The sequence below is a fragment of the Tabrizicola sp. genome, from assembly GCF_030694085.1.
Taxonomy (GTDB): domain Bacteria; phylum Pseudomonadota; class Alphaproteobacteria; order Rhodobacterales; family Rhodobacteraceae; genus Tabrizicola.
The window spans coordinates 1-14,349 of record NZ_JAUXZE010000009.1; the positions used below are offsets into that span (position 1 = coordinate 1).

The window sequence follows — 14,349 nt, forward strand, 5'->3', positions numbered from 1 at the left end:
CCGAAGTAACGTGACCCACAAGTAGTGAAGCTGACACCTAGATCATCGGGTTTCCCCTACTAGGCCGATATGCTGCGATCAGACGCCGATGCGCCCAAACCGCCCGCATATCCCTTCATTAACCAACAAGATTCAAAGAGCCATCGTCAGACAAAAAACGTGCGATCCGCCAATTCCTTGGCGTATCCCTTCGCGCCGTGCCTTCAGATTTTCCGGTCTTCCGCGTCGACTTGCCGTCGCTTCCGTCCGTCACCGTCACGTTTCCGCTTCGGTGAGGCGGTATTTACGGAGAGGCCGCGGTGCCCGCAAGAGCAAAAAACACCTTTGTCGCAAAAAATTTGCAGAAGCGGGAAACACTCGCAAAATCTGGTGGTTGGCGCAATAGAGCCCACTACGGGCGCGGCATTGCGGCAATTTTCTTGCGGGCGCAGCATCGCCCAAGACCGCTCAGGCCTGGGCGCGCAGCCTTATCCCACCCCTGGGAAGAAGCCGCAGGGCCACAAGGCCAAGCGCAAGGGCCAGATAGACCAGCACTTCGGTCGTCCAGACCTTCGATAGCAACGCCAGATGCGCCGCTCCGGCCAGAATCGCCACATAGGCCAGCTTATGAAGACGCCCCCAGGCCAAAGCGCCCATCCGTCGGATCGCCCCGTTCCACGAGGTCAATGCCAGGGGAATCATCACCACGAACCCGATCATCCCCAGGATCACGAAGGGCCGCTTGGTCAGGTCCGCCAGCATCTCGCTCCAGCGCAGGCCCATATCCAGCCAGACCCAGGCCACCAGGTGCAGACTTACATAGAGAAAGGAGAGCAACCCCAGCGCCCGGCGAAAGCGCAGAAGGTTGAAGCCAAACCGACGCAGGGGCGTGATCGCCAGAGACGCCAGCAGGAACTGCAATCCGCGCTCGCCCAAGCCTCGCTCGATTGCCTTCACGGGATCGGGGCCAAGCCCGCCGAATACCGCGCCCCAGATCAGAAAGGCCAGTGGCACCAGCCCTAGGAGATACACCACCCAGGTCGGAACCCGGCGCGCCTGGGTGTTCAGCCAATCCATCAGTAGTCGACCGCCAGATCCTGTCCGGCGTAAAGCGACGCAACCTCGGCTTCATAACCGTTGAACATCAGCGTGTCCTGCCGCCCCCCGAAAAGACCCGAGCCGATGCGGCGTTCCGAGGCCTGGCTCCAGCGCGGATGGTCCACCTTGGGGTTCACGTTGGAATAGAAGCCGTATTCGGACGGCTGCAGCATGTTCCAGGTCGTTTGCGGCATGGTGTCGACGAGGCTGATCTTCACGATCGACTTGATCGACTTGAACCCGTACTTCCACGGCACGACCAGCCGGATCGGCGCGCCGTTCTGCTTGGGCATCGCCTCGCCATAAAGTCCGGTCGCCATGATCGTCAGCGGATGCATCGCCTCGTCCAGCCGCAGGCCCTCACGATAGGGCCAGTCGATGAACGGCGAGGCGACACCCGGCATCTCTTCCGGCCGCACCAGCGTTTCGAAGGCCACGAACTTCGCGCCGGGCTGCACACCAACCCGGTCCAGCAGGCCGGAAAGCTGAAAGCCGATCCAGGGCACGACCATCGACCAGGCCTCGACGCAGCGGAAGCGGTAGATGCGTTCCTCTAGCGGCTGTCCCTTGACCACGTCGGCAAGGTCATAGGTGCCGGGCTTGTCGACCATCCCGTCGATCACGATCGACCAGGGGTCGACCGTCATCGCTCCGGCATAAGCGGCGGGGTCATCCTTGCCGGTGCCAAATTCGTAGAAGTTGTTGTAGGAGGTGATGTCCCCGAAGCTGTTCGGCTCTTCGTCGGTCGAGTAGGCGCTTTTCGCGGCCTCGATCTTCGCAAGGGCAGGAGTGGCCAGCAAGGCAGCCCCGCCGACCATCAACTTGCGGCGGTTCAGCCACAGCGGCTTCGGCGTGACGTCGGACCAGTTCAGGCGCATGGGAGGCTCCGGTTTCAACTTCCTCCAAACATGCCGCAATCGGCATGAAAGGCAAAACAAACCGCGTCACATGTCTGCCAGTGGTTTGAAATGTTGCCGGATCCGATCACGCACTCTGAACTTTGCTCACAGTCCTTTGTCTGGAAATCGCCAAGGACCGCAGCTTAGCGCGCAATCGTTCTGGGTCAAGCTGGCCTCACGCGAAAGTCGGCATGATCCAATGTCGCAGCCCGTCCCTATCACTCTCGCCAATGACGGCATGACCGATCAAACACCGATCAAACGGAGTGACCCTATGATCCGCAGAACTTTCCTTGCGCTGACCGCCGCAACCGCCTTCGCGATGCCCGCCTTGGCTGACGGCCATTCAAAGGACATCGTCGACACCGCCGTTGCCGCTGGCTCGTTCAACACGCTTGCCGCCGCGCTGACGGCTGCTGGCCTGGTCGAGACGCTGAAGGGCGAAGGCCCGTTCACCGTCTTCGCGCCGACCGACGCTGCTTTCGCGGCTCTGCCCGCCGGCACCGTCGAGGACCTGCTGAAGCCCGAAAACAAGGACAAGCTGGTCGCGATCCTGACCTACCACGTCGTGCCCGGCAAGGTGATGTCCACCGACCTGACCGAAGGCATGATGGCCGCCACCGTGAATGGCGCCGAAGTGACCATCACCCTCGATGGCGGCCCGAAGGTCAACGGCGCGGTCATCTCGGCCCCGGACGTTGCGGCCTCGAACGGCGTGATCCACGTGATCGACTCCGTCATCCTGCCGCCGGAAGGCTGATCAACCAGGGGGGGCGCTTCGGCGCCCCCTTCCTTTTCAACCAACAGGGGACACCACGATGAACCGCCGCACTCTCTTCCGCCTGGCCGCAGCCGTCTCGGTCACCGCACTGATCGCCGCCTGCGTTCCTGCCGAAACCAAGCCTGATATCGTCGACATCGCGTCGTCGAATGAAGATTTCTCCACCCTCGTCGCCGCCGTCAGCGCCGCGGGCCTCGTCGACACGCTGAAAGGCGACGGCCCCTTCACCGTCTTCGCCCCGACGAACGCCGCCTTCGCCGCGTTGCCTGCGGGGACCGTCGAGAACCTGCTGAAGCCCGAGAACAAGGACCAGCTGATCAAGATCCTGACCTATCACGTCGTGCCCGGCGAAGTGACCTCGGACCAGCTGGCGGGAAAGCGGATGAATGTCGCCACTGTGCAGGGCCAGACCGTCCACATCGACGGTCGGAACGGGGTCAAGGTCAACAAGTCGCGGGTGACCACGGCGGACATCATGGCCTCGAACGGGGTGATCCACGTGATCGACCGGGTGCTGCTGCCGAAGTGACCTGTCCACGCAGGACAGGAAGTAGCAATCCAAGGAAAACAACCACCTGGCTGCGGACGTTTACCGACGGTTAACCAGTCTGACGTGTCACCGATAGAAGGGGCTCTCCGTTCGAGAGCCCCTTTTCACGTCAAGTCATCCTTCCCGACCCGCCCATCGCCCGTTTCCAGGGCGCGGCACACGCTTTGCGCTTTGCCCAGCGCCCCAATCGGCATAGCCTTTTTTGCAAGGATCCATTTCTCATACCTGCCGAATCCCGCCATGTACCGCCGCCTTCTGGCCCTGACCTTAAGCATTGCAGTCCTGGTTGGCCCCGCACGGGCGGAAACCCGCGCCGAGGAGCGCGTCGCGCTGGTCCTTGGGATGGCAAGCTACATCTCGGTCACGCCCCTGAAGAACACGATCAACGATGCCAGCGCACTGGCGGCGACCCTGGAAGATATCGGCTTTGCGGTCGATATTCGGATGGACGCCACGCGTGAAGAGACGCTGGCCGCGCTTGAAGATTTCGCCTTCCGCGCCGAGACGGCCGACATCGCCCTGATCTATTACGCCGGGCATGGCGTCTCGGTGCAGGGGACGACCTTTCTGATACCAGTCGACGCCCAGGTCCGGCAGGCGAAGGATATCGTCGCGGCCTCGGTCACGATGGACCAGATGCTGGCCGCCGTGGACGGGGCGCGACGGATGTCGATCCTGATCCTGGACAGCTGCCGCGACAATCCCTTTCCCGACGTGATCGACCTGCGCGACCCCGAGGTGGCCAAGGGCCTGACCACCGGCAAGGGCGGCCTTGCCGCGCCGTCGCCGGACCGGGGAACTCTGGTCGCCTTCGCGGCCCGCGACGGGGCGGTGGCGCTGGACGGGCAGGGCCAGAACAGCCCCTTCAACATCGCGCTGCGCGACAACATCGTGAAACCCGAACTAGAGATCAGCCTGCTGTTCCGCCAGGTCCGCGACGACGTGCTGGCCGCCACTTCAAACCAGCAGGAGCCCACGACCTACGGTGCCCTGCCGGGCGAGCCCTTCTACCTGACGGGTGGGGCCACAGCCTCGGCCGAGCCGGGGGTGCAGGAACTGGCCGTCGCTTGGCAGCGCGTCGTGGCTGCCGACCGCGAGACGCTGGAGAGATCGGCCGCCGCCGGGGATTCCCGGTCGCTTGTGGGGCTGGCGCTGGCCAAGCTGGATCGGCAAAGCACCGACTACGCGCCGCAAGAAGCGTTGAAGCTTCTGGACCAGGCAGTCGCTGCAGGCGACCCGGATGCCAAGTACCGGCTGGCCAAGGTGCTGGAGGGTGGCCTTGGCGTCGATCCCGACCCGGGCCGTGCCCGGACCTTGTATGCAGAAGCCGCAGAAGCGAAGATCCCCGCCGCGCTGAACGACATGGGCTATTTCCATTTCACCGGCGAGCTTGGGCTGGACAAGGACCGCGACAAGGCCCTGACGCTGTTCCAGGAGGCTGCAGCGCAGGGCCATACCGAGGCGATGTTCAACGTGGCGTCATTCGCGGCCAATGGCCTCGTCCCCGACCTTGGCCCGCAGGATGCCGCCGATCTTCTGTACCGCGCCCTGCGGGGCGGCAGCGAGCTGGCGCTGGACGGACTGCTGAACAACGCCGACAAGTTCCCAGGCGAGACCTGGGCCGGTCTGCAGCAGATTCTTGCCGACAAGGGGCTTTATGACGGCACGGTCGACGGTTCGTTCGGCCCAGGTACGCGGCGGGCTGTCCTCGCCGCCTACGGTATTTTTGAAACGGAGAATTGAGATGATCAGATCGATCCTGTCCCCATTTCTGCTGGCCCTGGGCCTTATCTTCTTGATTCCGGTCACTCCCGCTTTGGCAGATTGCCATGAGGACGAGTCAGAATCCGAAGAGCCGGACTTTTCGACATTCAGCTTGTTCAGCATTTCCTGCCATGACGGTGATGACCCCACGCCAGGTCAAAGCATCAACTCCGGCGTCACAAAGGGGATCGTCAAGATCCTGAACGGGGCCAACAGCACCTGTGGCAGCCGGATCGAGCTGCGATACCGGATCGACTGCCTGCGACTTTACTACCTGAAAGTCGCGGCGAACCTGCCGAATACTGGTGACTACCTGCCGATCAAGCAGGCCATGCTGGATGCTGCGGACAAGCTTGATGCCATCGTGACCAAGTACGAGGACCAGAGTGCCCCGATCCTCCGTCCACGCGAAGGTCACAAGTCGGGTGCCAAGCGCCTGCCGAAAGTGCGGCCGGTGAAAGAAGCCTTTGCCGAAGCCGCGGCGGTCGAGGCCGCGATGGTTGTCGAGGAGGCCGAGCTGATCATCATCCGATCGGGCGGCGATCCGGCGCGACGGACCCAGGCCTACACCGACGTCGCCACGGCGGTCGAAGAGAACCTGGTGATCCTGCGTTCGGCCTGACCCCTCCAGCGCCGCTCTTTCGCGGCCAATCACGGGAACGAATCCCCATTCCCGGCGTTTCCCGATGCAGCAACATTGGGGAGCGCGTCTTATGGGGATCATCTGGACCATCGTCATCGGCTTTCTCGCCGGGATCATCGCCAAGTTCATCATGCCGGGTGACCGGAACGAGCCTGCAGGCTTTGTGATGACCGCAATCCTGGGAATCGTCGGCGCCTTCGTGGCGAACTTTCTGGGCCAGTCGCTTGGCTGGTATGGGCCCGAGGATGGCGCAGGACTCATCGGGGCAACCCTGGGTGCGATCATCGTCCTGATGATCTACGGCTACATGCGTCGCCGCGCCTGATCCCCTCTGACCCTTCCAACGCAAGGACTTCATCATGGCCAAAGGCAGCCCTTCCCTTATCGCCCTTCTCGGTCTTCTGGCCGTGGCGGGCTACCAGAATCGCGACAAGCTTTCCGAGGTGCTGAACACACGCGGCTCGGACCCTGCCCGTCCGGGCGATCAGGCTAGCCCGCTCGACGGGTTTCGCCAGATGCTGGGCGGAGGTGGAGTCATGGGCGGCTTGTCAGAGCTTTTCGAGCGCTTCTCCAACCCGGTGCAAAAGGCCAAAGTCGACAGCTGGGTGCAGCGCGGGCCGAATGTGCCGTTGGCCCCGGACGAGCTTGAAGCGGCACTTGACGAAGAGACGCTTGCCGAACTGGGCGCGAAGACCGGACTTAGCCGGGAAGAGCTGCTGTCGCGGCTCAGCACCTCTCTGCCCGAGGTGGTGGATCAAGTGACCCCCGAGGGGCAGTTCCCGCCGATCAGCGCGCCCGAGCCACGGTCCATCTAACTCGATATCCCATCCAGTTGATGCGCCAAGCGTAGGGTGGGCGATATCGCCCACCCTGCGTTTTGTCAGTGCACCACGGCCGACTGCGGCCGTTCGCGGCGGCTTTGCACCACGCGGTCGCCGATGATCAGGCCTTCCGGTCCAGCCGTCACGCGGATCGTCGTGCCGTCCAGCACATCCCCAGCCAAGAGCATCTCGGACAACGGGTCCTGCAACTGGCGCTGGATCACCCGCTTCAGGGGCCGCGCGCCGAAGACCGGGTCGTAGCCCTCATCCGCCAGCCAGGCCTTCGCCCCGGCGTCCAGCTCCAGCGCGATCTTCCGCGCTGCAAGGCGCGCCTCCAGCCGGTGCAGCTGGATCTCGACGATCCCCGACATATCCGCCCGGTTCAGCCGGTCGAAGATGATCTGCTCGTCCAGACGGTTCAGGAATTCGGGCCGGAAATGCTGCCGGACCGCCTCCATCACCTCGGCCTTGGCCCCGCTGGCATCCACGCCTTCCGGCAGCTCGGACAACGCCCGCGCCCCAAGGTTCGAGGTCAGGATGATCAGCGTCTGCTTGAAGTCGACCGTGCGACCCTGGCCATCGGTCAGCCGTCCGTCGTCCAGCACCTGCAAGAGCACGTTGAACACGTCCGGGTGTGCCTTTTCCACCTCGTCGAACAGCACCACCTGATAGGGCCGCCGCCGCACCGCTTCGGTCAGCACACCACCTTCATCGTAGCCCACATAACCGGGGGGCGCGCCGATCAGGCGGCTGACGGAGTGTTTCTCCATGAACTCCGACATGTCGATGCGGACCATCGCGCTGTCGTCGTCAAACAGATACTCGGCCAGCGCCTTGGTCAGTTCCGTCTTGCCAACGCCGGTCGGGCCGAGGAACAGGAACGACCCAAGCGGCCGGTTTTCATCCGACAGACCCGCCCGAGACCGGCGCACCGCGCGCGACACCGCGCCCACTGCCGCCTGCTGCCCGACGACGCGACGGCCCAGCTCCTCTTCCATCTTGAGAAGCTTTTCCTTCTCGCCTTCCAGCATCTTCGTGGTCGGGATGCCGGTCCAGCGTTCCACCACCTCGGCGATCTGCTCGGGACGCACGGCCTCGGCCACCAGGGCCTGACCCTCCTTGGCTTCCGCCTCGACAAGGTCCTTCTCTAGCTGCGGGATGCGGCCGTATTGCAACTCGCCCGCCTTGGCGAAGTTGCCCTCGCGCTTGGCGCCTTCCAGTTCGGCCCGCGCCACGTCCAGCTGTTCCTTCAGCGTCCGCGCCGCCTCCAGTGAAGCACGCTCATTCTGCCACTTCGCCGTCAGCTCTGCCGACTTCTGCTGCAGATCGGCCAGCTCCTTCTCGAGCTTCTCCAGCCGGTCCTTCGACGCCGCATCGTCTTCCTTCTTCAAGGCCTCGGCCTCGATCTGGAACTGCAGCACCTGCCGGTCGAGGGCATCAAGCTCCTCGGGTTTGGAATCCACCTCCATCCGCAAGCGGCTGGCGGCTTCGTCCATCAAGTCGATCGCCTTGTCGGGCAGGAATCGGTCGGTGATATAGCGGTGCGACAAGGTCGCCGCCGCGACCAAGGCCGCATCGGTGATCCGCACCCCGTGGTGCAACTCGTACTTCTCCTTGATCCCGCGCAGGATGGAGATCGAATCCTCGACCGTCGGCTCCTCGACGAAGACCGGCTGGAACCTGCGGGCCAAAGCCGCGTCCTTTTCAACATGCTTGCGGTACTCGTCCAGCGTGGTCGCACCGATACAATGCAGTTCGCCCCGCGCCAGCGCCGGCTTGATCAGGTTCGCCGCATCCATCGCGCCTTCGGACTTGCCCGCCCCGACCAGTGTATGCATCTCGTCGATGAACAGGATGACCTCTCCCGCCGCAGCTTCGATTTCCTTCAGGATCGCCTTCAGCCGCTCTTCAAACTCGCCGCGATACTTCGCGCCCGCGATCAGCGACCCCATGTCCAGCGCCATAAGCTTCTTGTTGCGCAAGGACTCCGGCACGTCTCCGTCGACGATGCGCAGGGCAAGGCCCTCGGCAATCGCCGTCTTGCCGACGCCCGGCTCGCCAATCAGCACCGGGTTGTTCTTCGTGCGCCGCGACAACACCTGCATCGCGCGCCTGATCTCTTCATCCCGCCCGATGATCGGGTCGATCTTGCCGTCCCGCGCCGCCTGGGTCAGGTCGCGCGCGTATTTGTTCAGCGCCTCCATCGTGTCTTCCGACGAAGCGCTGTCCGCCGTCCGCCCCTTGCGGACCTCGTTGATCGCCGTGTTCAGCCCCTGGGCCGTCACCGCCCCCGCCGTCAGCGCATCCTTGGCCCGCGTGTTGACCAGCGCCAGCGCCGTCAGCAGGCGTTCAACCGGAACGAAGCTGTCCCCGGCCTTCTTCGCAACGGTTTCCGCTTCGTCCAGGACGCGGACAAGTTGCGGGTCAACATAGGTCTGCGCATCGCCGCCCGTGACCTTGGGCAGCTTGGCGATCGAGGCGTTGATTGCCGCGTTGACCTGTTCCGGCGAGCCACCCGCCTTACGGATCAGGTTCGCCGCAAGCCCCTGGTCGTCATCCATCAGCGCCTTCAGCAGATGGTCGGGCAGCACGCGCTGGTGGCTTTCCCGCATCGCGATGGTCTGCGCGGCCTGAAGGAACCCGCGCGACCGTTCCGTGAATTTCTCCAAATTCATCGGTCGTCTCCTCTTGCAAAGCGCCCCGCTTGCGGTGCCCGGTCATCCAGCACACCCCGTGAAGGCCTTGTCCTTGATCTGGGCGCGGGTCGAAAATTTTGCAATCCCCGCCTGCACAAAATCCACAGCACCCCGAAACTCAGCGTTTCGGCCTTTCCTTGCCGATCCCCCTGAAAGTGATCGGCGGGTTTGGGCAGCCTGGCGGCCTCAGGGGCCTCCGTGGCTTGCAATACCCGCCCCCACCGCCATCCTTGGTCCTTCGACTTTTGGAAAGGCCCGACAATGAGCGATGCAAAACTTCCCCTGATCCACAAGGCCCCGGTGGAGGACCTTGTGATCCACGTCGCGCGCACCGGCCTGTCCATCGGCGACAACGCGCGGCTGGAACGGCTGTCCGACGGCAGGATCGGCGTTTTTGCCAGGCTCAGGAAGCCGATCCTGGGCCTGATCCCGCATCACCGCGAGGGTTTGATCGGCCATCTCGGGCCCGTCGCTGAAGAGATCATTGCCCCCAGCCTTGCTCACGGCGACGACCTGCGGGTGCGGATCATTGATCTGACGCCCGAGCATTTGGCAAACGGCTACCCCCCCGAGGTCTACATCTCGGTCTGGGGTGATCCGCGCCACCTGCAGCCGATGCTGGCGACCGTGGACCTTCCCCCGCCCGAGCCCCGCCCGAAGCCGACCAAAGGCCTCAACGGCCTGCGTCCCGCCTAGGGTTCGTAGCGCACATAGGCGAAGGCGCTACCGTCCGGTGCCCAGCAGGGCACGTTGATCGAGCCCTGCCCCCCGGTGAACTCCCGCACCCGCCGCCGATTGCCGCCTTCAGGGTCGCACAGGACCAGCGCCACAGGCAGATCCGCCGGATGCCCCGTCGTGCCGGGCGGATAGGCGAGGTAAAGCAGGTGCTGCCCGTCGGGCGAGGGATGCGGGAACCAGTTGACGAACCCGTCCTGAAACAGTTGCTGCTGTCCCGACCCGTCCGCGGCCATCACCCAGATCTGCGCATGGCCCGTGCGGTCGCAGTTGTAGTAGATGCGACTGCCGTCCGGGCTGAAATCCGGCCCGTCGCAATGCCCCTCGCCCAGGGTCAGCCGGGTCTCCGCCTGCCCCGGCACCAGCGTGTAGACGTCGATCACCTTCCGCCCGCCGCGCGCCGCGACATAGGTCAGTACCTTCCCGTCGGGCGAGATCCCATGCCACCAGCTTGGACTGTCGGGCGAGACCTTCACCGGCTCGCCTCCCGCCACCGGCATCACATAAACCTGCGACCCGGCCCCCTCGTGGTGCGAGGACAGGATGATCGTCCGCCCATCCGGGCTGATCCCGTGGTCGTTGTTGCACTTCACCGCCGCGCCGGTATCCAGCGCCACCAGCTCCGGGTCCGCCAGCGGCACCCGGTAAAGCCGCCCGCCCCCGTTCACCAGCAGCCAATCGCCCGAGGGCGCCCAGTTCGGCGCCTCGATCCGCCCCTCGACCCCCAGCACCTCCCGCACATGGCCGGTGGCCAGGTCATAGGTCTCGATGATGCTGCGCACGCGGTCCCTCCAATTCGACTAAAATTGTGCTTTCATCTTTGCACAAATATCCCGCGGGAGGTCCGGAGGGCGCGAAGCCCTCCGGGGTCAGCCAGTTGCGCCTAGTCCTTGGACTTGGCGACCAGCAGCTTCTTCGGCCGCAACCCCTCTGCCGCCTTGAACAGGCTGAACGTCTGGCTGACGTAGTTCACCACGCCGGACAGCTTGTCCAGATAGGCCGTCAGCTCCGGCGTCTTCTCCGCTTCCACCACCTGCACGGGGCGCGACGGGTCCATACCTTCGAACTGGACATAGAACAGCGGCTCGCCCCGGCGCAGGATCAGGTCCTTTCCCGGCTCATGCCATTCGAAGGCCCACATCAGCGGGCGCGGCCAGATCGAGATCGGGAAGCGCCCGCCAAAGATCGTGCCGGGCAGCGGGTTCGACCGGTAATGCGCAAAGGTGTCAAGCTGGGTCAGATAGACCATTTCGTCGGCGATGAAGCAGTAGGGCAGGTGCAACTGCACCGTTGGCCGGTCGGGAAAGCGCCATTCGGCCTCGGACACCAGCGTCAAGACCTCGTTCAGCTTCGAGGACCGGATGGAAGACGACGCCCCGGCGCGGTTCACCAGAACAGGCTTGCCCTTGTCGTCCCGCTGAAACCCGATGTGCAGATCGAAGGGACATTTCACTAGGAAATACCGGCTTTCCAGCTGGATCACCGCCGGGCAGCGGCTGGCCGACTTGGCGTGCGCCTTGTTCGGCGGCCGGATCTGCACCCGCTCGGGCGGGTCGTACAGCACCGCGCCCTTGTCCTGCGCCAGGAACCAGCCCACGGTCAGCGGGCCCGATCCCGGCCCCTCCTCCGGGCGGTCATAGTCCAGCCTCAACTCCATCGCCCGCTCCTATTCCAGGGCCTTGCGCAAGGCCCGCACCGCGTCCGCATCGGTCTGCCGCCGCACCTGCGGCGCAAAACCCATGTCCACCACCCGGCCAGTCACCGGGGTCGCCGACGAACATGACGCGTGAACATCACTGATGCCAAGCCCCTTCAGCATCGCGACATTCCCGGGGCTCACCCCGGACCCCGGCATCACCGTGATCCGCCCCGCCGCCTGCGCGAGCAACGCCCCGATCCGCGCCGCCCCGGCCTCGGCTGTCTGCTCGCCGCCCGAGGTCAGGATGCGGTCGAACCCAAGTGCCACCGCCTCTTCCAGCGCCTGACCCATGTCCGGCACCAGGTCGATGCAGCGGTGCAACACCAGGTCAAAGGCCCCCGGAATTTCCGAAACGTCCGGTTCAAAGCCTTCAAACGCTCCGGCCCGATCTCCTCGAAGCGATTGCCCCCCCTCCGCCCCACGCGCCGCCGCGACCAGCCGTCGCAACACCGGCACATCCAGCCGCCCGTCCGGCAGCGAGGCACCCAGGACCACCCCCGACAGCCCGGCCGCGCGAACCGCCGCGATCTCGGCCTCCATCATCGCAACCTCTTGCCCGGACCAGACGAAATCCCCCGCCCGCGGCCGGATCATCGCCACCACCGGCACCCCGCAGCCGGCCGCCAGAGCCATCAGCCCCGCCGAAGGCGTCAGTCCCCCCAACGCCAAAGCCGCGCACAGTTCGATCCGGTCCGCACCGCCCGCGACGGCCTCGGCCAACCCCTCGGCGGTGTCGACGCAGACCTCCAGCGTCACCCCCATGCCACGGCTCCCGCAATCGCCGCACCCAGCAGCCCTGCATCCGCGCCACATTCGGCGGGCACCAGCAGCTGCGCTTTCGTCCGCCGCAACATGCGCACTCGAACGGCTTCGTCCAGATAGCGCACCAGCCCTGGCGCCCGAGACAAGCCGCCGCCGACCGGAACAACATCCGCACCAACGACGTTCAGCACCATCGCGAGCGGCCCAGCAACCATCTCGCGCCAAAGCGCCATCGTCTCGCCCGGCTCCGCCTCTCCCGCCATCCAGCCCGAAATGATCGCCTCGGCCCCCAGCAGCTCTGCCGTGCGCTTGCGGTGCAACCGCTCCAGCCCCCGCGCACCTCCGACCGTATCCACGCAGCCGATCTGACCACAGCCACACTGGAAGGCGAACTCGCCCCGGATCACCGGACCATGCCCCCATTCCCCGGCATAGCCGCCAGCGCCCGTCACGACACGGCCGCCGATCACCAGCCCACCACCGACGCCCGAGCCAAGGATCACCCCGAAGACCGAGCCCTGGCCCCGCCCCGCGCCATGATGGGCCTCGGCCAGCGCGAAACAGTCAGCGTCATTCAGGACCAGAACCGGCAGCCTGGTCGCCGCCTGCAGCTGCGGCCCCAGCGCCAGACCATCAATGGCCGGAATGTTCGCCACCTTCCCCACGCCTGTCGCCGGATCGACGATGCCGGCGATGGAAATCGCGATCCCCGTCTCTTGCCCTGTCAGGAAACCCGCCACCGCCGCCGTGAACGCCGCTGGATCGGTTAGTGGGGTAGCCATCTCGCCCAAAGGCCGTAGCGACCCGTCCCAGACCGCCGCCTTGATCCGGCTGCCGCCAATGTCGAATGCCAGGATCATCCCGTCCCCGTTCCGGTTCCCGTTTCGCGCCAGTCTTGACAGCCCTGCCCCGCCCCGTCAAACCGCCGCGAACCCCGGAGGCCCGCATGACCGCAGATGACCGACTGATCGTCGCCTTGGACGTGGCGAACGTGGTGCAAGGGCTGGACCTCGTCGCCCGGATCGGCGACGCCGCCAGCTTCTACAAGATCGGGCTCGGGATGCTGACGGGCGGGGGCCTCGCCCTGGCGAACGAGCTCAAGCACGAACAGGGCAAGCGCATCTTTCTGGACATGAAGCTCTTCGACATCGGCGCGACGATCGAGGCCGCCGTGCGCGGCCTGGCGCAGTACGACCTCGACTTCCTGACGGTGCACGGCGATCCGCAGGTCGTTGCCGCCGCTGCAACCGGCAAGGGCGGCACCGGCCTCAAGATCCTCGCCGTGACCATCCTCACCTCGCTCGACCGCGCTGATCTGGATGCAAACCTGATCAAGCCGGGCGACATTCACCAGATCACCCTGGAACGGGCCTCCCGCGCCCTGCGCGCCGGGGCGGACGGCGTCATCGCATCGCCCCAGGAAGCCGCGATGATCCGCGCCCTGCCCGAGGCGACAGGCAAGCTGATCGTCACCCCGGGCGTCCGCCCGGCCGGGGCCGCGACCGGCGACCAGAAGCGCATCGCCACCCCGCATCAGGCCATCGCCGACGGGGCCGACCACATTGTCGTCGGCCGCCCGATCTGGCAGGCACAGGACCCCGCCGCGGCCGCCCGCGCGGTGATCGCCGAATTGCCCTGACTGCCTGCCGGGATGCCGCGTCGAATTCCGGCGCAGGAGCACCGGGCTGGCAAGACACGGCAAGCGTGGGCGGACCTTGGGGCACACCCGCGTCCGCGCTCGGACGCAAGACGCCCCGCAGCCGGGCACGGACAAGGCGCGGGGCAGGGAAATCCCTGTCGCGCGCGCCTCAGGTCCTTTCACCTTGACCCAAATATCCTCGGGGGGTTTGGGGGGCGAAGCGCCCCCAACGCCGAGCCGGTTGCGCGTTCTTCACGCGCAGAGGCGAGAGGAAAGGCTTGCG

General features: G+C 65.2%; 15 protein-coding genes. 8 read left to right on the plus strand and 7 right to left on the minus strand.

The genetic code is table 11. The annotated features are described in order from the left end of the window. Positions 1-447: 447 nt before the first annotated feature. Together msrQ and msrP are read right to left on the minus strand one after the other, a co-directional pair. Positions 448-1,056 (minus strand): protein-methionine-sulfoxide reductase heme-binding subunit MsrQ, encoded by a 609-nt coding sequence (msrQ, locus tag Q8M85_RS01110; protein WP_305539217.1) that lies wholly within the window; start codon positions 1,054-1,056, stop codon positions 448-450. Continuing rightward, on the minus strand, positions 1,056-1,955 hold the full coding sequence (gene msrP / locus Q8M85_RS01115) for a protein-methionine-sulfoxide reductase catalytic subunit MsrP (protein WP_305539219.1): 900 nt from the start codon (positions 1,953-1,955) through the stop codon (positions 1,056-1,058). The genes msrQ and msrP overlap by 1 nt, the downstream gene beginning before the upstream one ends. A 295-nt stretch (positions 1,956-2,250) precedes the next feature. Between msrP and Q8M85_RS01120 the strand changes: the two genes are divergently transcribed. The 6 genes from Q8M85_RS01120 (at position 2,251) to Q8M85_RS01145 (ending at position 6,529) form a co-directional block, all read left to right on the plus strand. Further along, positions 2,251-2,736 (plus strand): fasciclin domain-containing protein, encoded by a 486-nt coding sequence (locus Q8M85_RS01120; RefSeq protein ID WP_305539221.1) that lies wholly within the window; start codon positions 2,251-2,253, stop codon positions 2,734-2,736. A 58-nt stretch (positions 2,737-2,794) separates the two neighbouring features. Continuing rightward, positions 2,795-3,286, plus strand: a complete 492-nt coding sequence (locus tag Q8M85_RS01125; protein ID WP_305539223.1) for a fasciclin domain-containing protein — start codon at positions 2,795-2,797, stop codon at positions 3,284-3,286. A 261-nt stretch (positions 3,287-3,547) separates the two neighbouring features. Continuing rightward, positions 3,548-5,050 carry a caspase family protein gene (locus Q8M85_RS01130; protein WP_305539225.1) on the plus strand — a complete coding sequence of 501 codons (1,503 nt, stop codon included), beginning with the start codon at positions 3,548-3,550 and terminating at the stop codon, positions 5,048-5,050. A gap of 1 nt (position 5,051) precedes the next feature. Then, on the plus strand, positions 5,052-5,693 hold the full coding sequence (locus tag Q8M85_RS01135; RefSeq protein WP_305539227.1) for a hypothetical protein: 642 nt from the start codon (positions 5,052-5,054) through the stop codon (positions 5,691-5,693). A 91-nt stretch (positions 5,694-5,784) separates the two neighbouring features. Next, positions 5,785-6,039, plus strand: a complete 255-nt coding sequence (locus tag Q8M85_RS01140; RefSeq protein WP_305539229.1) for a GlsB/YeaQ/YmgE family stress response membrane protein — start codon at positions 5,785-5,787, stop codon at positions 6,037-6,039. Between the two features lie 34 nt (positions 6,040-6,073). Next, positions 6,074-6,529, plus strand: a complete 456-nt coding sequence (locus tag Q8M85_RS01145) for a YidB family protein (RefSeq protein ID WP_305539231.1) — start codon at positions 6,074-6,076, stop codon at positions 6,527-6,529. Positions 6,530-6,594: 65 nt separating this feature from the next. Here Q8M85_RS01145 and clpB read toward each other — a convergent pair whose 3' ends face one another. Further along, the gene (gene clpB / locus Q8M85_RS01150; RefSeq protein WP_305539233.1) at positions 6,595-9,210 is read right to left on the minus strand and encodes an ATP-dependent chaperone ClpB; all 2,616 of its coding nucleotides are present in this window, start codon (positions 9,208-9,210) and stop codon (positions 6,595-6,597) included. A 282-nt stretch (positions 9,211-9,492) separates the two neighbouring features. Here clpB and Q8M85_RS01155 point away from each other — a divergent pair, with 282 nt between their 5' ends. Continuing rightward, positions 9,493-9,927 carry a hypothetical protein gene (locus tag Q8M85_RS01155; protein ID WP_305539235.1) on the plus strand — a complete coding sequence of 145 codons (435 nt, stop codon included), beginning with the start codon at positions 9,493-9,495 and terminating at the stop codon, positions 9,925-9,927. Here the strand turns inward: Q8M85_RS01155 and Q8M85_RS01160 are convergent. The 4 genes from Q8M85_RS01160 to Q8M85_RS01175 all read right to left on the minus strand — a co-directional run bounded on the left by Q8M85_RS01160 (position 9,924) and on the right by Q8M85_RS01175 (position 13,287). Next, positions 9,924-10,748: a hypothetical protein gene (locus Q8M85_RS01160; protein WP_305539237.1), complete on the minus strand. Its 825-nt coding sequence runs from the start codon at positions 10,746-10,748 to the stop codon at positions 9,924-9,926. The genes Q8M85_RS01155 and Q8M85_RS01160 overlap by 4 nt on opposite strands. 101 nt (positions 10,749-10,849) lie before the next feature. Further along, on the minus strand, positions 10,850-11,623 hold the full coding sequence (locus Q8M85_RS01165) for a hypothetical protein (RefSeq protein ID WP_305539239.1): 774 nt from the start codon (positions 11,621-11,623) through the stop codon (positions 10,850-10,852). Between the two features lie 9 nt (positions 11,624-11,632). After that, positions 11,633-12,427: a copper homeostasis protein CutC gene (locus tag Q8M85_RS01170; protein ID WP_305539241.1), complete on the minus strand. Its 795-nt coding sequence runs from the start codon at positions 12,425-12,427 to the stop codon at positions 11,633-11,635. Further along, positions 12,418-13,287, minus strand: coding sequence for an ROK family protein (locus Q8M85_RS01175; RefSeq protein WP_305539243.1), 870 nt, complete (start codon positions 13,285-13,287; stop codon positions 12,418-12,420). The genes Q8M85_RS01170 and Q8M85_RS01175 overlap by 10 nt, the downstream gene beginning before the upstream one ends. Positions 13,288-13,373: 86 nt before the next feature. Between Q8M85_RS01175 and pyrF the strand changes: the two genes are divergently transcribed. Beyond that, positions 13,374-14,066 carry an orotidine-5'-phosphate decarboxylase gene (gene pyrF / locus Q8M85_RS01180; protein ID WP_305539245.1) on the plus strand — a complete coding sequence of 231 codons (693 nt, stop codon included), beginning with the start codon at positions 13,374-13,376 and terminating at the stop codon, positions 14,064-14,066. Positions 14,067-14,349: the final 283 nt, after the last annotated feature.